This window comes from Campylobacter sp. W0066.2 (assembly GCF_024723515.1).
Classification (GTDB): domain Bacteria; phylum Campylobacterota; class Campylobacteria; order Campylobacterales; family Campylobacteraceae; genus Campylobacter_D.
The window spans coordinates 60,428-80,481 of record NZ_JANQCV010000002.1 but is presented as its reverse complement, the minus strand read 5'-3'; the positions used below and the strand labels follow the sequence as shown (position 1 = coordinate 80,481).

At 30.0% G+C, this 20,054-nt stretch carries 25 protein-coding genes and 1 other RNA gene; 9 read left to right on the top strand and 17 right to left on the bottom strand.

Annotated elements, in window-relative coordinates:
• Nucleotides 1-108 precede the first annotated feature (108 nt).
• Genes CAMP18498_RS01260 through CAMP18498_RS01245 form a run of 4 tightly spaced genes read left to right on the top strand, consistent with a single transcriptional unit; the run spans nt 109 to nt 3,355 of the window.
• Nucleotides 109-450 carry a FlaG family protein gene (locus CAMP18498_RS01260; protein WP_263679419.1) on the top strand — a complete coding sequence of 114 codons (342 nt, stop codon included), beginning with the start codon at nt 109-111 and terminating at the stop codon, nt 448-450.
• 2 nt (nt 451-452) lie between these two features.
• Complete coding sequence (gene fliD / locus CAMP18498_RS01255; RefSeq protein ID WP_337196935.1) at nt 453-2,753, top strand: flagellar filament capping protein FliD; 2,301 nt, start codon at nt 453-455, stop codon at nt 2,751-2,753.
• Between the two features lie 18 nt (nt 2,754-2,771).
• The gene (gene fliS / locus CAMP18498_RS01250) at nt 2,772-3,143 is read left to right on the top strand and encodes a flagellar export chaperone FliS (RefSeq protein WP_263663313.1); all 372 of its coding nucleotides are present in this window, start codon (nt 2,772-2,774) and stop codon (nt 3,141-3,143) included.
• The gene (locus CAMP18498_RS01245) at nt 3,119-3,355 is read left to right on the top strand and encodes a hypothetical protein (RefSeq protein ID WP_337196933.1); all 237 of its coding nucleotides are present in this window, start codon (nt 3,119-3,121) and stop codon (nt 3,353-3,355) included. Before fliS ends, CAMP18498_RS01245 begins: the two co-directional genes overlap by 25 nt.
• Here CAMP18498_RS01245 and rnpB read toward each other — a convergent pair.
• From rnpB to CAMP18498_RS01200, 9 genes are all read right to left on the bottom strand, one after another.
• Nucleotides 3,350-3,675: RNase P RNA component class A (gene rnpB, locus CAMP18498_RS01240), an RNA gene on the bottom strand. The two genes, CAMP18498_RS01245 and rnpB, sit on opposite strands and share 6 nt — an antisense overlap.
• 26 nt (nt 3,676-3,701) lie before the next feature.
• Complete coding sequence (locus CAMP18498_RS01235; protein ID WP_337196931.1) at nt 3,702-4,151, bottom strand: hypothetical protein; 450 nt, start codon at nt 4,149-4,151, stop codon at nt 3,702-3,704.
• 224 nt (nt 4,152-4,375) lie between these two features.
• Complete coding sequence (locus tag CAMP18498_RS01230) at nt 4,376-5,032, bottom strand: hypothetical protein (RefSeq protein ID WP_337196930.1); 657 nt, start codon at nt 5,030-5,032, stop codon at nt 4,376-4,378.
• A 35-nt stretch (nt 5,033-5,067) separates the two neighbouring features.
• Nucleotides 5,068-5,214: a hypothetical protein gene (locus CAMP18498_RS01225; protein ID WP_337196928.1), complete on the bottom strand. Its 147-nt coding sequence runs from the start codon at nt 5,212-5,214 to the stop codon at nt 5,068-5,070.
• Complete coding sequence (gene era / locus CAMP18498_RS01220; protein WP_337196927.1) at nt 5,204-6,076, bottom strand: GTPase Era; 873 nt, start codon at nt 6,074-6,076, stop codon at nt 5,204-5,206. Before era ends, CAMP18498_RS01225 begins: the two co-directional genes overlap by 11 nt.
• Nucleotides 6,073-7,392, bottom strand: coding sequence for an ATP-dependent protease ATPase subunit HslU (hslU, locus tag CAMP18498_RS01215; RefSeq protein ID WP_133318898.1), 1,320 nt, complete (start codon nt 7,390-7,392; stop codon nt 6,073-6,075). Before hslU ends, era begins: the two co-directional genes overlap by 4 nt.
• Complete coding sequence (gene hslV / locus CAMP18498_RS01210; protein WP_039618282.1) at nt 7,389-7,931, bottom strand: ATP-dependent protease subunit HslV; 543 nt, start codon at nt 7,929-7,931, stop codon at nt 7,389-7,391. Before hslV ends, hslU begins: the two co-directional genes overlap by 4 nt.
• On the bottom strand, nt 7,931-8,374 hold the full coding sequence (rplI, locus tag CAMP18498_RS01205; protein WP_087700593.1) for a 50S ribosomal protein L9: 444 nt from the start codon (nt 8,372-8,374) through the stop codon (nt 7,931-7,933). The genes hslV and rplI overlap by 1 nt, the downstream gene beginning before the upstream one ends.
• A gap of 12 nt (nt 8,375-8,386) precedes the next feature.
• Nucleotides 8,387-9,607: an argininosuccinate synthase gene (locus CAMP18498_RS01200; RefSeq protein ID WP_337196924.1), complete on the bottom strand. Its 1,221-nt coding sequence runs from the start codon at nt 9,605-9,607 to the stop codon at nt 8,387-8,389.
• 114 nt (nt 9,608-9,721) lie between these two features.
• On the opposite strand from CAMP18498_RS01200, the gene CAMP18498_RS01195 reads away from it, so the two are divergent.
• From CAMP18498_RS01195 to CAMP18498_RS01175, 5 genes are read left to right on the top strand one after another with little or no spacing between them, the layout of a single operon-like run.
• Complete coding sequence (locus CAMP18498_RS01195; protein ID WP_039618276.1) at nt 9,722-9,970, top strand: RNA-binding S4 domain-containing protein; 249 nt, start codon at nt 9,722-9,724, stop codon at nt 9,968-9,970.
• On the top strand, nt 9,967-10,374 hold the full coding sequence (gene tsaE / locus CAMP18498_RS01190; protein ID WP_337196922.1) for a tRNA (adenosine(37)-N6)-threonylcarbamoyltransferase complex ATPase subunit type 1 TsaE: 408 nt from the start codon (nt 9,967-9,969) through the stop codon (nt 10,372-10,374). Before CAMP18498_RS01195 ends, tsaE begins: the two co-directional genes overlap by 4 nt.
• Nucleotides 10,367-11,092, top strand: a complete 726-nt coding sequence (gene lptB, locus CAMP18498_RS01185; RefSeq protein ID WP_039618272.1) for an LPS export ABC transporter ATP-binding protein — start codon at nt 10,367-10,369, stop codon at nt 11,090-11,092. Before tsaE ends, lptB begins: the two co-directional genes overlap by 8 nt.
• Nucleotides 11,092-12,339: an RNA polymerase factor sigma-54 gene (locus CAMP18498_RS01180; RefSeq protein ID WP_337196921.1), complete on the top strand. Its 1,248-nt coding sequence runs from the start codon at nt 11,092-11,094 to the stop codon at nt 12,337-12,339. Before lptB ends, CAMP18498_RS01180 begins: the two co-directional genes overlap by 1 nt.
• A 6-nt stretch (nt 12,340-12,345) precedes the next feature.
• Nucleotides 12,346-12,963, top strand: coding sequence for a YggS family pyridoxal phosphate-dependent enzyme (locus CAMP18498_RS01175; RefSeq protein ID WP_337196920.1), 618 nt, complete (start codon nt 12,346-12,348; stop codon nt 12,961-12,963).
• Here the strand turns inward: CAMP18498_RS01175 and murG are convergent.
• The 8 genes from murG to flgA are packed head-to-tail and all read right to left on the bottom strand — an operon-like array spanning nt 12,956 to nt 19,910.
• Nucleotides 12,956-13,987 carry an undecaprenyldiphospho-muramoylpentapeptide beta-N-acetylglucosaminyltransferase gene (gene murG / locus CAMP18498_RS01170; protein WP_337196919.1) on the bottom strand — a complete coding sequence of 344 codons (1,032 nt, stop codon included), beginning with the start codon at nt 13,985-13,987 and terminating at the stop codon, nt 12,956-12,958. The two genes, CAMP18498_RS01175 and murG, sit on opposite strands and share 8 nt — an antisense overlap.
• The gene (cysE, locus tag CAMP18498_RS01165; RefSeq protein ID WP_337196918.1) at nt 13,984-14,577 is read right to left on the bottom strand and encodes a serine O-acetyltransferase; all 594 of its coding nucleotides are present in this window, start codon (nt 14,575-14,577) and stop codon (nt 13,984-13,986) included. The genes murG and cysE overlap by 4 nt, the downstream gene beginning before the upstream one ends.
• Nucleotides 14,574-16,403, bottom strand: coding sequence for a biosynthetic arginine decarboxylase (speA, locus tag CAMP18498_RS01160; RefSeq protein WP_337196916.1), 1,830 nt, complete (start codon nt 16,401-16,403; stop codon nt 14,574-14,576). The genes cysE and speA overlap by 4 nt, the downstream gene beginning before the upstream one ends.
• Nucleotides 16,400-17,626: a histidine--tRNA ligase gene (gene hisS / locus CAMP18498_RS01155; protein ID WP_337196914.1), complete on the bottom strand. Its 1,227-nt coding sequence runs from the start codon at nt 17,624-17,626 to the stop codon at nt 16,400-16,402. Before hisS ends, speA begins: the two co-directional genes overlap by 4 nt.
• Entirely contained in the window at nt 17,619-18,203 is a 585-nt protein-coding gene (gene tmk / locus CAMP18498_RS01150) for a dTMP kinase (protein WP_337196912.1), read from the bottom strand. The genes hisS and tmk overlap by 8 nt, the downstream gene beginning before the upstream one ends.
• Complete coding sequence (gene coaD, locus CAMP18498_RS01145; protein WP_337196910.1) at nt 18,194-18,676, bottom strand: pantetheine-phosphate adenylyltransferase; 483 nt, start codon at nt 18,674-18,676, stop codon at nt 18,194-18,196. The genes tmk and coaD overlap by 10 nt, the downstream gene beginning before the upstream one ends.
• Nucleotides 18,673-19,251: a UbiX family flavin prenyltransferase gene (locus CAMP18498_RS01140; protein ID WP_337196908.1), complete on the bottom strand. Its 579-nt coding sequence runs from the start codon at nt 19,249-19,251 to the stop codon at nt 18,673-18,675. Before CAMP18498_RS01140 ends, coaD begins: the two co-directional genes overlap by 4 nt.
• A complete protein-coding gene (gene flgA, locus CAMP18498_RS01135; RefSeq protein ID WP_250322311.1) occupies nt 19,248-19,910 on the bottom strand; it encodes a flagellar basal body P-ring formation chaperone FlgA in 663 nt (220 codons plus the stop codon). Before flgA ends, CAMP18498_RS01140 begins: the two co-directional genes overlap by 4 nt.
• Nucleotides 19,911-20,054 lie beyond the last annotated feature (144 nt).

The following is a 20,054-nucleotide window of genomic DNA, read 5'->3' as shown; positions in this document are numbered from 1 at the left end:
GAGAACACTTTTTGCTTATTAATAATATAGAGATTTTTAATCTAAATATTAAGTTTTTTAAAATTATGTCGATAGAGTATTTTAAAGTCTTTTAAAAAGGAGTTTAAAATGGACATTGGAAATATTCAAAGGGATGCAAACACAGCACAATTTAATACAAAAAGTACTGGAAAAGTATCTCAAGAAAATCAACAGCAAACTAATTTAAATAATCAAGATGAGAATTTAAATGAAAAATTGAAAAATGCAACAGAAAAACTTAATAATCAAATGGAAACATTAGAAACAAACGTTCGTTTTGCATATAATGATAAAATCAATGAAATGTATGTTAGTGTAACCGAAAAAGATACTGGTAGGTTAATACGCAAAATTCCTAGCGAGGAAGTTATGAAGCTAATAGAACATTTTCAAGGTGTTATTGGCACTATTTTTGATAAGGAGAGTTAATTATGGCAGTAGGTAGTTTAGGAAGTTTAGGAATAGGTTCAGGAGTTTTAACAAGCGATACATTAAACAAGCTAAAAGAAGCAGAAATGAATGCGCATTTAGGTCTTTATAACTCACAGCTTGAAACTAATACTTCAAGACAAAAAGACCTAGCAGAACTTGAAGCTAAGCTACTTGCATTTCAAACAGCCGTAAATAGCTTAGGTGATGCTTCACAATTTAACAAGAAAAAAGTATCACCTAGTGTAAGTGGAGATAGCGCTGCTGCAAGCTTAGTAGTAGGATCTTTATCCAACCTTACAAACATGAAAGTTATTGTTGATCAACTTGCACAAAAAGATGTGTATCAAAGTAATGGATTTAAAGATAAAACTGCTACTGTAATGGGTAGTTTGGGTATAAAAGGCACAGATGGCAAAACTTCTTTTACTATTACCCAAGATGGAAAAGATTATAAAATCGATATTGATGAAAGTACTACTGTATCTCAGCTTGCAGAAAAAATAAATGCCGCAACAGGTGGAAAAGTAGAAGCTAAAATAGTCAATACAGGAGATAGAGATAATCCATACCGCTTAGTAGTACAAAGTACTGAAACAGGAACTAAAAATAATATTTCTTTTTCAGGTGATGAAGATCTATTAAATGCTATGGGTTGGGGGCTTGATAAAAATAGCATTAGCGCTGGTGGTTTGTATGGTTTTAGACCAACAGGTGCTGGAGAAGAAAATAAAGATAAAATAAGCGGAAAATTTAGTGGAAATCCTGACGATAAACTACTTGGTCCTGGTGAAAAAACCTCTTTTACTTTTGTTATTAAAAATGGTGAAAGATATGATAGATTTACCATTGACATAGACGAGAACACTACTTATAAAAGTTTAGCAGAAGATTTAAAAAAACAAACCAATGGAAAAGTTGAATTAAGCCTTGATGAAACTGGAAAATCGTTTACTTTTAGAGCTACCAATGGCGGGCAGTTAAGTCTTTTTGATGGTGGTTATGCAACTGATGCTGAAGGCAATATAGATCAAGCTAATTATGCTAGAGATAGCAAAGCTACTTCATTATTGAAAGATAAATTTGGTATTGAATTAGATACAAGTACACCGCAGGGTTATAATGTAAAAGCAGATAATGAAAACCATATCCAAAAAGGTATGGACGCTATCTTTAGTGTAGATGGTGTTAAAATGACAAGACCAACTAATACTATCACTGATATCGCTCCAGATGTTACCTTAGAATTAAAACAAAAAGGAGAGATAACTTTTAACGTTTCTCAAGACACTGAAGCACTTGCGCAATCTTTAGAAAGTTTAGCTACTGCTTATAATGATTTAATGATAAATCTTAACGCAGCAACAAAGTACGATCCTGATGCAGGTACAAAAGGAAATTTCGTAGGTGTTAGCGAAATTTATAATATAAAATCTGAGATAAACAATATTTTACTTCAAACTATAACAGTAGATGGAACTGTTACGGTTGGTGATAGTGAAAGTTCAGAAGGGATTGAAGTTTCCTCTAAAGTAAGTTTATCTTTGGCTGATTATGGTTTAACATTAAATGATGGTGTTTTATCTTTTGATTCAGGAAAATTTAACTCTAAATTTAATGAAGATCCTGAATTAGCTGAAAAATTTTTCGTAGGAAGTAATGGTTTTGAAGATATTGATTTAGCTGGTGATAGAGTAAGCAATCTTGGCGTAGATAATATAACATTTAAAGAAGGTAGTTTTACTATCACTTATAATGATACAACCATAGATTTAAGCAAAACTCCAAATGGAGATCCTTTTGTATTAACAGGTGCAGATGATATTGAAAAAGCTAAAAATTTGGTTGATCATATAAATAGTTTTGGCTTAGAAGGTTTAGAGGCTAGCTTTGAAATCATTAACCAAGGCAATCAAAATCAACAAATTCAATTTAAAATCAAAGGAACTTCAGGTAGTAACTTAGAAATTCAAGGTGATAATGAATTTTTGAAAAAATTTGGTTTAAGTTCTAGAACCTTATATTCAGTTTATAAAGAAGAAACTGGAACTTTTGGTATGCTAAAAAATACCATGGGTGAAATAATGAGTTCTGAAGGTTCATTTGGAGGTTATAAAGCATCTTTAACAAAAGAATCAAAAAATCTAAATGAAACCATAGAAAGCACCAAAGCTTCCATAGAAAGTAGATATGATACAATGTGGTCAAGATGGGCAGCATATGATGGTATCATTGCACAACTAAATAACCAAGCAAGTGTTATTGCAAATATGATTAATGCAGCAAATAATCAAAATTCTTAAAATAAAGAAAGGGTTTAAATGCTAAATAGTGCAGTTTATAGCGCATATTCACAAAATCAAACTGGTGTAGAATCCCAAGAAAAACTTATAGAGATGCTATACAGTGGGATTTTACGCTTTTCAAGCAGGATAAAAATAGCTATACAAAATGAAAATATAGAAGAAAGAGTGTATTATGTAAAAAGAGCTAGTGCTATTTTTATTGAATTGTTAAATTGTCTTGATTATGATAAGGGCGGCGAAGTAGCACATTATTTAAGTGGCTTATACACTAGAGAATTACAACTTCTTTCTTTAGCAAACATAGAAAATAGTGAAGCAAGAGTAGATGAAGTAATAAATGTAGTAAAAGGCTTATTGGAAGCTTGGAGAGAAGTACACCAAAAATGAGTGAAAAAAAATGGATTGATGAGTTTAAACTAGCTGTTTACACTGAAGATGTAGAAAAAATAGTTAAACTTATCAAAAAACCTGATTATAAAGATTGTCCTAATGAGGCCTTAGCACTTACCAATGAGGCAATAGCTTTTATGAAAAAAAAGCAAGATGAAGTAGCAAAAAATTTGCAAAAACTCAAAAAAGCTTCTGCTTATATAAAGTAAAACATGGCTATAAGCCGAGTTCTGTCAAGAGCGATCATTTATCTAGACTTGTTTTTACAAACAAGTTCAAGCGAAGGGTTATATTATAAGACAAAAAACCACCCCTTCTTGCTGCAGATTGGGTTTACATAGCTAGCTTTGTTACCAAAGCTACTGGTAGGCTCTTACTCTACCGTTTCACCTTTTCCATATAAAATATGGTAGTTTTCTTTCTGTTGCACTTTCCCTTAGGTTGCCCTAGCCATCCATTAGATGGAATCCTTGTCTTATTGCAGCTCGGACTTTCCTCTTCAAAAAGAAGCGATCGCTTGCCATGTTTAGACAAATTCTACCAAAAAAAATATTTTTATACCAGAGCAAAAACAAGATTTAATGTAATTTTTAATTTATTTTCATATTTTGTAAGCTCTAAATTTTTAACTTTTATATAAGGATCTAGTTTTTGTAAAAATTGCATTAAAAAATAAAAATCACTAACAAAACTCAATTTTAATTCATAAGAAGTAAAATATTCATCTTGACTTTTGTAACTTTGAATTTGCAAAGATTTAACTCCATTAAGATTCTTTTCTATATCCTTTAAAATACTTTGATAATCTTTATTTATACTTAAAAACGAGCGATCATTATAAGATATATTTTCATCTTCTTTTAAATCAGAAATCAATTCTTGTTTTTGCTCGTATTTTGTTTGTAAAACATATGGCCCATCTTTTGACAACCTCATTTGCTTTTCAAAATAATCAAAAACACTCATATAAATCGTAAAAAAACCAAAAACAAAAGCAACTATCAAAGCTAATGCAAATTCCCACCCAGAGATAACCTAGCAAAAATATTTTCTAAATTTTTATAAAGATTTTTCAAAAACTAGAGTGATTTTTCCATTATTAACTTCTTTATTTTTTAATACAAAATGATACTTTTTAAAATCTTCATAAAATTCATAGTCATTTTTAAGCTCTATAATAAAATCATTATTTTTAACATGTAAAGCCTCTATATAAGCTTGATGAGAATTTAAAACTTTAAAAAATCATAAAAATCTTTATAACAAAGTGTATTTGCATAAAATTTTTGTAATAAATCAACCTTTAACTTATTTTCTTCTTGTAGTTTTTTAAACTCTTGATTTTGTTTTTGATTTATTTTTACTTGTTCTAAAATATCATCTTGCTTTTTTATTAAATTTTCATATTTTGTTTTCTCATTTTCATAAAATGATTTTTGTGTATACAAATACAAAGGATAAACTAAGGCTAGTAAAATCCCGCATGTAAAAGCTAATAAAATTTTAAAACTAAAAGATTTTAAATGATTTATTTTTTCTTTATTGGTAAAATTAATCTTGACTTGATCGCAATTTTTTAACAATTTTTGGTAAAAAATATTACTATTAAATTTATCAAAACTGCTAAGATTTTGAGTATCATCTATGCTTATAATGTGCTTATAGGTATTTTTTAATTTTTCTTCATATATTTTATCATAAACATTTAATGGTATAACTTTGCAATTTTGAAAATTACACCCTAAATACTCCACTAAAACTATATATTTTTCTTTAAATAATAATACAAGATTTTCACTATTTGTATCATTCTTAAAATATACTTCAAAAAGTAGGGGTTCTGGGATTATATAATCAATATCTAGAATATCTTCATATTTACACAAAAATACATGAGCAATAGATTTATCTTGAAAATACTTTAGCTTATAAGAAAAATCATCTTTAAGACCAAGCTCTCAAAGCTCTTTTTTAAAATTTCATCTTCGCTAATAGGATTTGCAAATTTAATATACAAAAGTTTTTCATAAGCAAGAAAATCTTTTTTGATGACTTTTTTACTCATCATAAAGGATTTTCTTAAGGTTTTGCTCGTTTTTGTGCCAATTTTTCTCAAGTTGAACGAACAATTTTAACATTACCTTTTTTTTTACTAATTTTTCTATTTTAACCCTAGCTTCTTTACCTATACGCTTAATTGTAGCACCATCTTTACCTAGTATCATTCCTTTGTGAGAATTACTATCTGTAATGATGATAGCGTTAATATAATAAATTTGCTCTAGTTCTTTGATTTTTTCTATTTTGACTTCAGTGCTATAAGGAATTTCATCACTTAAATTTTCATATATAGCTTCTAAGATAAAATCTCTATAAATGTCCTTTTCATTTGTTGTAGTAATAAACTCAGGATCAAAATAATACGGATGTTCAGGCAAATACTTAATCATCTCATCTAAGAGAATTTTTTTATAAAATTTTTGCTTTGCAGAATAGGGGATAATAGCACTAAAATGTGAGTTAAACTGAGAATACTCGCTTAATTTTTTAAGCAAAACTTCTTTTTTTACTAAATCAACCTTATTAATCAAAACAATATGTGGTACTTTAGGATTTAAACTTAAAAAATTTTCATAATCTTTAATATCATCATAAATACTAGCTACAAATAAAATCACATCACAGTCAGCAATGCTTTTAATCGCTAAATCAATCATAAGCTGATTCATAGCCTTAGAGCTTGCATGCAAACCTGGTGTATCTATAAAAATAAGCTGATGATTTTCATGCATTATAATCGCATTAATTTTTCTTCTTGTGGCATTTTGCTTATGAGAAACCATAGCCACTTTTTCTTCTAATAAAGAATTTAGGATAGAACTTTTTCCCGCATTAGTTCTACCCATTATGCTTATAAAGCCACTTTTCACAAGATATACCTAGCTAAATCTTTATTTTCTATGATATCTCCAAGTTTAACTTGCACTTTAAAATCATCTATTTTATAAACTTTTCCAGCATATTCATCTGCTTCAAAACTAATATCTTCTAAAAGTTTTTCTACTACCGTATGCAAGCGTCTTGCACCAATATCTTGCATTTCTTCATTAGCCTTACTTGCTATTTTTGCTATTTCTCTAATAGCCTCATCTTCAAAAACAAGCTCTACATTTTCAGTTTTCAAAAGCTCAATGTATTGTGTTAGTAATGAATTTTTAGGTCTTGTTAAAATAGCATATAAAGCATCTTCATCTAGCGAATCAAGCTCAACTCTTAAAGGAAAACGCCCTTGAAGTTCAGGAATCAAATCACTTGGCTTACTTAGATGAAAAGCACCTGCTGCGATAAATAAAATATGATCAGTTTTTAAAGGTCCAAATTTAGTTTGTATAGTGCTACCTTCAACTATAGGAAGCAAATCTCTTTGCACCCCTTCTTTGCTTGGATCTTGGCGGTTTGAATTTGAGCTTGAAACTGCTACTTTATCTATCTCATCAATAAAAATAATCCCTTCATTTTCTGCTCTTCTTAAAGCCTCGCCTTTAATGCTTTCCATATCAAGAATTTTCTCACTTGCTTCTTGAGCTAAAGCTATTCTTGCATCTTTTACTTTCATTTCTTTTTTAACTTTTTTATTACCCACGCCAATAACTTTTACTATATCTTGCATAGCACCCATTTCAGGTGGTAAATTTGGATTAGTATCAAACACGCTTTGTGAAATTTCAACTTCTATTGTGCTATCATCTAAATCACCAGCTTTTAATTTCACGCGCATTTTTTCTAAAGAATTTTGATATTCTTCTTGTTTTTCTTCGCTAACACCTTTTGGTAAAGGCGGTAAAAGTTTTTCTAAAATCTTATTTTCTATAAATTCATTAATTTTATCTTTATTTTTTTCTTTTTCTTCATTTTTTACTAAATTTAAAGCAGCATTAGCTAAATCTCTAACCATGCTTTCTACATCACGCCCAACAAAACCAACTTCAGTATATTTACTTGCTTCAACTTTTACAAAAGGAAGCCCCATCATCTTAGCAAGGCGTCTTGCAATCTCTGTTTTACCAACCCCAGTTGATCCTATCATTAAAATATTTTTTGGCATGATATCATCTTGAAGTTCAGGACTAAGCTGCATTCTTCTATAACGATTTCTTAAAGCAATTGCTATGATTTTTTTGGCATTTTTTTGTCCAATTACATAATCATCTAAAAATTTCACAATCTCTTTTGGAGTTAAATTCATTTATCATCCTCAATTACATAAGTTTTAATATTTGTATTAGTATAAATGCAAATTTCACCAGCTATTTGCAAGCTTTCTTTAACTAATTCTTCTTCATCTAAACTTGAGTGTTTAGCTAAAGCTCTTGCAGCAGAAAGTGCATAATTACCCCCACTACCAATAGCAGCTATAGCACCATCTTCAGGCTCAACTACATCTCCAGTTCCTGAAAGTAAAAATATATGATTTCTATCTAATACTAACATCATTGCTTCAAGTTTTCTTAGGTATTTATCCTTACGCCATTCTTTTGAAAAATCTATCGCAGCTTTTAATAAATCACCCTTAGAACTAGAAAGTAGTTTTTCAAACATATCAAAAAGATTAAAAGCATCAGCAGTGCTTCCTGCAAAGCCTGCTAATACTTTTCCATTATTTAATTTTCTAATTTTAACTGCATTATTTTTTAAAACAGTATTTCCAAAACTTACTTGTCCATCTCCACCAATTACAGACTTATTTTTACCTTTATAAGCTAAAATTGTAGTTGCGTGAAACATTATTCTCCTTTAACTTCTAGCTTAAATACAGCATGAATTGCATGGCCTAATTTTGCTGAAATTTCATGCACACCAAGTTCTTTTATAGTATCACATTCTAAGCTTTTTTTATCAAGCTCTATGCCTTTTTGATCCTTTAATACGTGTGCGATTTCATCTTTAGTAACCCCACCAAACAAGCTTCCATTAGCTCCTACAGGCTTAGCTATACAAATAGTGATTTTAGATAATTCTTCTTTTAATTTTTCCAAATTTGCAAGTTCAAATCTTAAATTCTCAGCCTTTTTCTTTTGCTCTGCTTCATATTGTTTTAAAACTTCATGTGTAGCAGCCTTGGCAAAACCTTTGGCAATTAAAAAATTTTGTCCATATCCATCTTTTACTTCTTTAACTTCTCCTGCTTTTCCCAAGCTTTTTACATCTTTAATCAATAATACTTTCATTGTTTTCCTTTTTTAAAATTTTCTTCCATTTTTACCTGCGATGATAAATCTCAAAGCATTTAATCTTATAAAACCTGCTGCATCTTTTTGATCATACACAATATCTTCTTCAAAAGTACAATAAGCCTCACTAAATAAACTATCATTCGCACTTTCTCTACCTATTACCATTACATTACCTTTATATAATTCAAGTTTAACTTTACCATTTGCATATTTTTGCGACTCATCAATTAAGGCTTGAAGCATTAATCTTTCAGGCGAGAACCAATAGCCATTATAAATTAAACTTGCATATTTTGGCATTAATTCATCTTTTAAATGCGCTGCTTCTCTATCAAGAGTGATACTTTCTATAGCGCGATGTGCTTTTAAAAGTATGCTTCCACCTGGAGTTTCATAACAACCTCTACTTTTCATACCCACATAGCGATTTTCGACAATATCAAGACGACCTATACCATGTTTTGCACCAAGCTCGTTAAGTTTTGCTAAAAGCTGCGCAGGAGACATTTTTTCTCCATTAATAGCACATAAATCGCCTTTGCTAAACTCAAGCTCTATTACTTCGCTTTCATTTGGAGTTTCTTTTAAATCTTTCACCCAACGCCACATATCTGCTTCAGGTTTAGCCGCAGGATCTTCAAGCACTAAACCCTCATAAGAAATATGTAATAAATTTGCATCCATAGAATAAGGTGATTTACCTGGTTTTTTAGCTATATCAATACCATGTTTTTGCGCATAAGCTAAGAGTTTTTCACGGCTATTTAAATCCCATTCTCTCCAAGGAGCAATAATGGCTAAATTTGGATTTAGCGCCAAAGCACCTAATTCAAAACGCACTTGATCATTTCCTTTACCAGTTGCTCCATGGCTAATAGCATCTGCATTAGTTTTATTTGCTATTTCTACTAAAGCTTTTGCTATCAAAGGTCTTGCTATACTTGTACCTAGTAAATATTCTCCTTCATAAATAGCATTTGCTCTAAACATAGGAAACACATAATCTTTTACAAATTCATCTTTTAAATCTTGAATAAAAATATTTTCTTCTTTTACGCCCAAAGAAAGTGCTTTTTTTCTAGCAGGCTCAAGCTCTTCACCTTGTCCAATATCTGCTGTGAAAGTTACTACTTCACATTTATACTCATCTTGTAACCATTTTAAAATTATACTTGTATCAAGTCCACCAGAATATGCTAAAACCACTTTTTTGATATCTTTTTTCATTGTCTTTCCTCTTTGTAAAAAATGATTGTAAAATTTAACGAATTTAGCTTAATATAATGTAAAAAATTCAGACATTTTATAACATTTTCTTGTATTTTTTGATAAAATATTTTTATGAGAATAGATAAATTTTTAAATGTAGTTAATATCACTAAGCGCCGTGCTATTTCAGAAGATATGTGTAAAAGTGGCGTAGTAAGTATAAACAATCAAGTAGTTAAAGCTAGTAAAGAAGTAAAAATTGGCGATGAAATAAGCATTAAATTTATAGAATATACTAATATCTATAAAGTCTTAGACATACCAACAACCAAAAGCATACCAAAAGCTATGCAAGAAAAATATGTGGTAAAAATTCAATGAAAGAAATGATTTTAAGCCAAAATGAGCTTTATAAGCTTTGTGAAATTTTGCCTAAAAACGGAGTTATTTTACTTCAAGGGGATTTAGCAAGTGGTAAAACTACTTTGGTGCAAAACTATGCTCAATTTCTTGGAATAGAAAAAACGCTTAATTCTCCTACATTTTCTATCATGCAAGAGTATGATTTTCAACAAGGTAAAATGTATCATTATGATATTTATCAAGAGGGCATTGATGGACTTTTAAAAAATGGTTTGATTGAAAATTTTTTTGAAGAGGGTTTGCATTTGGTAGAGTGGGGTGATGAAAAATTAAAAAAATACTTAGATAAATATCAAATTTTTAATATAATTTTACAAATCATTCCTTATGAAAATAAAAGAAAGTATATAATACATGAGTAAGCTAGAAGCTAGAAATTTAGAAAAAATCATTAAAAAAACAAAAATCATACACGATGTTTCACTAGAAGTACAAAGCGGAGAAGTTGTTGGACTTTTAGGGCCTAATGGAGCAGGAAAAACTACAAGTTTTTATATGATATGTGGACTTATTTTGCCAACAAGTGGGCAGGTGTTTTTAGACTCACAAGATATCACAAAAGAACCACTTAATAAAAGAGCAAAGCTTGGCATTGGGTATTTACCTCAAGAAAGTAGTGTTTTCAAAGACTTAAGCGTAGAAGAAAATTTACTTTTAGCCGCCCAAGTAATATATAAGGATAAAAATTTATTGGAACAAAAGATAGAGCAAATGCTAGAATTACTTAGCATAGAGCCTATTAGACACAGAAAAGGTATGAGTTTAAGCGGGGGTGAAAGAAGGCGTTGTGAGATAGCAAGATCGCTTATGTGTGATCCTAAATTTTTACTCCTTGATGAACCATTTGCTGGGGTTGATCCTATCGCAGTAAGTGAAATTCAAAGCTTGATTAATGATTTAAAAGCTATGAATATAGGTGTTTTAATCACTGATCATAATGTAAGAGAAACTCTAGCAATTTGCGATAGAGCTTATGTGATTAGAAGCGGAAGGTTGCTAGCTAGTGGCAATGCTAATGAAATTGCACATAATGAAGATGTTAAAAAATACTATCTTGGAAGTGAGTTTAGACTTGAATAATGCTTAAACAAAAAACCTCTATAACGCAAAAAGCAAAACTATCACAAACCTTAAGATCTTGGCTTCCTATATTGCAAGCTAATATTGAAGATCTAAAAGAAAGTTTAGATGAATTTGCTAAAGAAAATCCTTTTATAGAGATTAAAGAAAACTCAAGCATTACAAACAATCAAAACAAGTATTATCAAGAATATTTTAGTAAAAATACCACCACGCAAATGATTGATGCAAAAAGCTTAGAAGTAAAAAATGTATATGAACTTTTAAGCGAACAAATCATACCACCATTTTTTCCTACTAAAAAATCCCAAACCATTGCTGAAAAAATCATAGAATGTTTAAATCATGAAGGTTATTTTGAATATGATGAGGAAATTTTAGGTGAATTTGATCCTTTAGAAGTAGAAAAAATCAGACAAAGATTTAAATACCTTGATCCCGTTGGAGTAGGGGCAAAAAATAATCAAGAAGCTTTTATTTTTGCATTAGAGCATTTTGACTTAGATGATGAGCTTTATGGGTTTTGCAAAATGCTAATTTTAAATTTAGAAAATGCAAAAGATTTTATCAAAGATCCTTTGTATAAAAAGGCTATAGCGATAATTAAAAAAATCTCTATTCCGCCTTTTTTAGAATATTTTGAAGAGAGTATGGAAATTATTCCTGATATATTTATTTATCAAGAAAATGGTGAAATTAAAATTAAAATTAATGATGATTATTACCCTGAAATTGCTTTTGAAGCAGATGGCTTAGATCATGAGTTTTTAAGTGCTTATTTAAAAGATGCTAAAAATTTAATCGATGCATTAGCTATGCGTAAAGCTACCCTTTATAAACTAGGACTTATGATTATAGAATATCAATATGATTTTTTCATGGGCGGGGATATCAAACCTATGCAACTTAAAGACCTAGCGCAAGATCTTGAAAGAAATGCTTCTACCATCTCAAGGGCAATTGCAAATAAATACTTAAGTTGTGATAGAGGCTTAATACCTTTAAAATCTTTCTTTACCACCGCAGTTGATGATGGTGAAACTTCTAATGCAACTATTAAAGATTTTCTTAGTAATTTAATTAAAAAAGAAAATCCTAAAAAACCTCTGAGTGATTTGAAAATTCTTGAACTCACTCAAAAAGAATTCCCAAGTGTGCAACTAGGGCGTAGGACTATCACAAAATATCGTATGCAACTTGGCATAGGAAGCTCAAGTGAGCGTAAAAAATTATATGAATTGATGTAGGAAAAGATGAATTTAGAAAGTATTTTTGAAAAAACCATAAAACAAAATGTGCGTTTAGTAGCAGCTAGCAAGTATGTTCAAGATGAACAAATTCGAGAGCTTTTTAAGCAAGGTGTTGTAGAGTTTGGAGAAAATCAAGTCCAAGCTTTAGCTTTAAAAAAAGAAAAACTTCAAGACTTAGAAATCAAATGGCATTTTATAGGTAATCTTCAAAGTAATAAAATCAATCTTTTAATCAAACAAAACCCGTTACTTTGGCAATCTTGCAATAGCTTAAAAAGCGCCAAAGCTGTAGATAAAAGACTTGATTATAAATTAGATACTTTATTAGAAATAAATACTGCCAATGAAAGCTCTAAAAGTGGCATAGAGCAAAATAGGGCCATAGAAGAGTATTTGCAAATACAAGAAGAGTGTAAAAATTTAAATCTAGTAGGCATTATGTGTATAGGCTCTATGGATGAAGAAAAAGTTCAAGAAAGTTTTGAGCAAACTTTTAAAATCTATGAAAATTTACAAAAACACGGGGCAAAAATTTGCTCTATGGGTATGAGTGGAGACTTTGAGCTAGCTATAAAATGTGGCTCAAATATGGTGCGTTTGGGGAGTATTTTATTTAAATAAACCCCATTTGCTTTGCTTTTTCTGTCATAAAATCTGCACCATTTTCACTTTTTAATTCTTGCAAGGCTAAAGATTTTTCTTCTAGTGAGAAATTTTCTACCAAATTTAAAAATTGATGTTTTTCTTCTTGGGTTAAAATTTCACATAAATTACGCTCTTTTAAATACAAAGCATTAAAATACTGATGATTTTTAGCCGCATATGGATAAGGAATAAAAATACAAGGAAGTAAATTTGCACTAAGCTCAAAAAGACTGCTTGCGCCTGATCTTGATATGGCTAAATCTGCTTTAGAAATTTTATCTATAATGTTTTTATCAAAGTCAAAAAGCTCTACATTAACATTTAAAACCTCATAAGCTTTTTTACATCTTTCATAATCATTCTTACCACATTGGTGAATGATATTTATGCCTTTTTCTTTAAAGTATAAAGCATTTTCTAAAGCAAGATCGTTTATAAATTTAGCCCCTTGAGAGCCACCAAGAAAAATAATATTTTTTAATTCTTTTCTCACTCTTGCTTTTTGAGAAAAAACCTCATTAATAGGATAAGAACAAAAGAAAGTATTTGCTTTGTTAATTTGATCATCAAAAGCAGTAAAAAAAGCTTTAGAAAAAGGCTTTAAAAGTGAATTTAAACTTCCCATTTTTGAGTTTTGCTCATGGATTAAAAGTGGGATATTTGCCATTAAAGCACCAAAAGCACCTGGAGCACTACTATATCCACCCACACTAAAAACTGCTTTAATTTTATGTTCTTTTAAAATTTGTTTTGTTTTTATTGCAAGTTTTATAATATGCAAAAACGATTGAACCTTAACTAAGCCTTTTTTATTAACAACGCCTTGAGAGCTTAGAAAGTATTTTTTATAAAAGCCATTTTCGTTTTCAAACCAAAGTCTATCTTGGCCATTTTCACTTCCTATGTAAATACACTCTAAACCTTGTTTTTTTGCACTTTGTAATAAACATCTAGCTATAGCTAAATGCCCTCCTGTGCCTCCACCTGTAATTGCTATCATTTATCCTCTTTATTTAGCTTTTCTTCTAAAATAGCAAGCCTTGCTTCTAATTTAGCGATTTTTTCTTCATAATCATCTTTAATATAAGCAGGTATGCCAATAGCTGTTAAATTTGGTCCAACATCTTTTAATACAACTGCATTTGAGCCTATTTTGGCATTTTTACCTATAGTAATATTGCCTAAAATTTTAGCACCAGAACCTATAATCACACCATCTTCTATAGTGGGGTGTCTTTTGGTATTTTTATCTAAACTCGTTCCACCCAAAGTAACACCTTGATAAATCAAAACATCATCACCTATAATAGAAGTCTCACCAATCACAACCCCACTTGCATGATCTATAAATATCCTTCTACCTAAATGTGCCCCAGGGTGTAAATCAACTCCAGTAAGAAACTGAGAAATTCCACTAATAATCCTTGCTATTTTTTTAAAACCTTTTTGGTAAAAAAAATGTGCAAAGCGATAATTTACCACAGCCCAAACACCAGGATAGTTAAAAACTAATTCCACCCAAAATCTATATGCAGGATCTTTTTGCTTTGGCATAGAAAAATCTTCTTTGATTAGTTTGAAAATACTCATTTAGAACCTATGCTTTTTAAATATCCATTATCGTTTAAGAATAAATAAATTTCACCCAAAATATGCTTTTTTTGATTTTCATTAACAAGTTTTGAAGTATAAATTTTTTCATTAATATTATCCATAATTGCATGAATATCATAATCAAGATCTTCTAAGGTATCTAAAATAGATTGAGCCTCTAGCACGCTTTCTACTTCAAAACCCTTTTCATTAATACTTATACAAGCTTCGGTTGGATGTGTAAAAAGATTATGCTTCATACCAAGCACTTCTTGATAAGCTCCTACTAGGAAAAATCCTAAAAAATAATCTTCAGCTTCTACATCAATATCATGTAAAAACAAAGGATTATCTTTAGAATAAGAAATTTCTCCATCACTATCACAAGTTATATCCCATATACTTGCACTTCTTGTAGGTTTTTTATTGAGTCTATCAAGTGGCATGATAGGGAAATTTTGCTCCAAACCCCAAAAATCAGGTAAAGACTGAAATACTGAAAAATTCACTAAATATTTTTCTTGTACTTCATTTTGCAAACTCGATAAATCAGCTTGATCACCCACTAAAGAAATAGCTTTTCTCATAATCAAATGCACTAAAATTTCACTATTAGAGCGATCTTGTAAATCCACATAACCCAAATCAAACAAGGTTAAAATACTCTCCATATGATCAATACTATCATGTAAATACTCAAGTGCATTAGAGGCTTTAATGTTTTTATACAAATCATAAAGCTCATCGATAAGTTTTGGATTTTTATCTTTTAATAAAAGCTTACTTTCTGTGTATTCTTGAGAAAAAAGCTCTAAAACAGGTGCTACCAAAACAGCATGATTAGCCGCTACAAAACGCCCACTTTCTATAAAAATATCAGGCTCTAAGTCTTTTTTTTGTTCTGCAATGCCTTTTAAAATAAACACAACATCGTTTGCATACTCACTTAAGGTGTAATTTCTACTTGTTTCGTTTTTAAACTGAGAGTATTCTACCGCTAAGCCTCCACCAAGATTAATAGCTTTTAAATTTTTTGCCCCCATTTTTCTAAGCTCGGTGTAGATATTGCCCGCTTCATTTAAAGCTTTTTTCAAAGGATGAATTTCAGTAATTTGTGAGCCTAAATGAAAATGTATCATAGTAAATTGATCTAAAAGTTTATTAGCTTTTAAAAGATTTACCGCTTCAATAAGCTCAGTAGATGTTAAACCAAACTTTGAATTTATACCACCACTTTTTGCCCAAATTCCTACTCCAGCTGAATGCAAGCGCACCCTTAAGCCTATATTTGGCTTTGGCTTAAAACGATTTTTAGCAATTTCAATCATCGCTTCAAGCTCATTAAGCCCTTCCATAGTTAAAGTGATATTATGACCCATTTCACACGCTATAAAGCCCATATTTATGAGTTCTTTATCTTTAAAACCATTAACCGTTATAGGAGCACCTTCATTATTATAAGCCATAGCTAGTAAAAGCTCAGCCTTACTTCCTGCCTCTAAGCCATAGTTGTATTCTTTGCCTAGATTAACTAAATTTTTTACAAAACCTGGATATTGATTGACTTTTAAAGGATACACAGCATTAAAAGAACCTTTATAGTTAAATTCTTTTTTTGCTTTAGCAAATTTATTATAAATTTGCTCAATTTGCTTATGGATTAAATGAGGAAAACGAAGCAATAATGGCCCCTTATAACCATCATCGCGCAAAGTATTTACTATATCTATAATGGCAGGTTTTTTACCATGATTTACACATACTTTACCATTTTCGATGATAAAATTATTTGCACCCCAAATATTAATACCATAATCAATCATAATTCATTCTCCAAATTTGCTAATTTTATATTTTTATTTTCTTTACTATCTAAATTTTTATAAAAAATCTCTTCTTTTTCCATTTCATCTTCACCTATACACAAAAAGATTTTAGCATTAGCATTATCTGCTTGGTTTAAATGCTTTGCAAGTTTTTTTGCTTCATAACTTAAATGCACTTTATGTTTTTTTCTTAAAGTATTTGCTAATTTAAAAATAGTATCTATATAAGCTTCATCCATAGCACAAAGATAAATTCCTTCTCTAGCTTTTATGCTTTGTTTTTGCTCTAAAATAGCCATAATCCTTTCTATACCCATAGCAAAACCCACGCCATAGCCACTTTTACCATCTAAGTATTCAATCAATCTATCATATCTTCCACCACCTGCCACAGCAGCCTTTGCACCGATTTCATCGCTAACAAACTCAAATGCACTTTTAGAATAATAATCAAGCCCGCGTACTAATTTCTCATCACATTCAAACTCAACATCATTTTCTTTTAAAAGTTTTTGTAATTTTTCATAATCTTTTTTACAACATGGGCATAAATTTTCACTTAGTTTTGGTGCATTTTTGATTAAACTTTGACAATGATCATTTTTACAATCAAGCACTCTAATAGGATTTAAGTCTTTTCTTCTTAAGCAATCCTCACAAAAACCTTCTTTAGAATTTAAAAAAGCTATGAGTTTTTCTTTATATACACCCATACATTCTTTACAGCCTAAAGAATTAATTTTCAAGCTTGTGTGAATTTCTAAGCGTTTAAAAATTTCATTTAACATTAAAATAATACTCGCATCCTCATACACACTTGCTACACCAAAGCTTTCTACTCCAAATTGATGAAATTCACGCAATCTTCCTTTTTGTGGTCTTTCATAGCGAAACATAGAGCCATGATAAAACCATCTTTTAACACTTTGAGCCTTATCCATTTTAGCTTCTATGTATGATCTTACCACTCCAGCTGTCCCTTCAGGCCTCAAACACACATCATTGCCTGCTTTATCAACAAATTCATACATTTCTTTGCCAACTATATCAGAGCTTTCCCCAACACTTCTTTTAAAAAGCTTAGTAAGTTCTAAATGCGGACAATTAATAAAAGTAAAACCATAGTTTTTAGCTACTTCTTCGCAAGTTTTTACTACTTTTTCATAAAGAACAGCTTGGCCATCTTGTAAATCTTTCATTCCTTTTAAAGCATTAATCATCTATAAATTCCTTAATCTTTTCATGTAAATTTTCAATACTCAAAGAAGCATCTAATTTTAAAATTTTTATATCTATTTTAGTTTTTAAAAACTCTAAAGTTTCTTCTAAAGCTTTTTGTATATTTAAAAAATACTCAATCCCTCTTTTTTCAATACTATCTAAATCTTTTTTAGAAAGTCTTTGCTCAATAAGCTCTTTAGAACCATGCAAAAATACAACCTTTTGTGGAAAAAATCCACCTGTGGCAAAAGAATTTAACTCAAATAAAATATTTTGATCAAAATCACATCTTGCATAAGCCATATTAGAGATAAAACTACGATCTGAAATGATAAGTTTGTTTTTATTCTGCGCTAAATACATGTCGATTAAATTTGCTCTATCTGCTAAAAAAAGCAAAAGCTCAGCCTTTTTAGAAAATTGCATTTTACTTTCTAATAAAATTTTTCTCAAATGCAATCCAAGCTCACTTCCACCTGGTTCTTTAGTAAAAAATGCATTATGAAAATATTTTTTTAAAAGCTCTATTTGCGTGCTTTTGCCTACACAATCAACCCCTTCAAAAGCTATATACAATCTCTCTCCTTTAATAAAGGTATAATTTCTTTTGGCACAAGCTTACTCACATCGCCATTATGCGCACAAATTGATCTTACTATAGAGCTTGAAATAAAAGAATTTTTTAAATTTGGCATAAGATATATAGTTTCAAAATCTTCCCAAAGCATGTGATTTGCATAACCAAGTTGCAGTTCATACTCAAAATCACTCACCGCTCTTAAGCCTCTTATAATGATATTTATTTGCAAATTTTTAGCAAGATCTACTAGTAAGTTATCAAAAGTTGTAATTTTAACATTTTTTAAGTCTTTTGTAGCAATTTTTACCATTTTTTCTCTATGCTCTAAGCTAAACATAGGCTTTTTACTCTCACTTTTAGCTATGGCAACAACTACTTCTTCAAACATCTTGCTAGCTCGAACGATCACATCTAAATGTCCATTAGTGATAGGATCAAATGTCCCTGGGTATATACAACTAGCCATCATTGCCACCTTTGGTATAAATTATGCTCAATATTTGCTAGATCAAGCCATTTTCCTATGATAAATTCATATAGTTTTTCTAAATTATCAATCTTAGCATAACTTGCCATTACAGGAGGAGCGATGATAGCTCCATAGCTAGAAAGTTTAGCCATTTGTTCTAAATTTAAAGTAGAATAGGGCATTTCCCTTACCCCAAGTATGAGTTTTTTGCGTTCTTTTAAAGCCACTCCTGCAGCTCTTGTAAGTAAAGTATCATTTATACCACAAGCAATTTTTGCTAAAGTATTAATCGAGCAAGGTGTGATAAAAGTCGTTTCTATGCCAAAAGATCCACTTGCAACACATTGACTAATATCTTCATTATCTAAAAAATTTACATGTTCAAGCTCAAATTTATCTTTTATGTGTTGCAAAAAGTCTATATTTTCTAAAAGAGAATTTTCTTTTGTAAAGCTTATTTTTGCATTTTTACTCACAATGGCATAAATTTGCCCTTTTTCTTTTAAATGTTTTAACAATAAAAAACCAAGTTCACAAGAACTAGCCCCGCAAATACCTACTAAAATTTTTCTCATTTTAGCTCCACATAATTTTTACTAATAACTTTACCATGCACGACTTTTCCATCTTTATTTTTAAGGCGAATTCTTTGGTTTAAATTCCCGCTTTGCAAGGCTTTTAATTCTATTATCATGCTTAAATCCCCATCTTTGATAACCCCATAAACAGAATCATTTCTTTGTATAAGGGTTTTGGTTTTAAACATATTATATTTTAAAATCATATTTTCTCTTATATTGCTTTTGGCTATTAAATTTGCGATTTCATCTTTTTTTAATACACCTTGAGGAGCTTTATCAAAAGGAATTTTTAAAATTTTAAAACTAGCAGGACTTAAATTTTCATTGCGCGCAATAGGGCGCGTGGTTTGCAAAACCTCTAATTTTGCCTTTAAAAAATACTTAAAAAATATATTTTTTTTAAACTGCTCTGGAGTTTTAAATTCAGCCTTTACAAAACCATCTGCTCTATCAAAATTATGATTACCCAGCTTTAAAAAAATATATTGATTAAAATCAGCAGGCAAACTTGATTGAGTGTTAAGATCTAAAGAAATGATTTCTAGTTGCGGATAATTTGTCTTAAATTCTTTAATCAAAGCTAATTTTACTTCATCAAAATTCGAAGCAAAACTTAAAGTATAGAAAAATAAAAACAATATAATATATCTCAAATAATACAACCTCTGTAATAAATTTAAAACTAATATATCATACATAAAAAAAGTTTGAATTTAGTTGAAAATTGCTAAAATAAATGGAATAAAATTTGCTTGTAAAAATGCAAGATTGAAGATTGAGGGCAAAATCTAAATCTA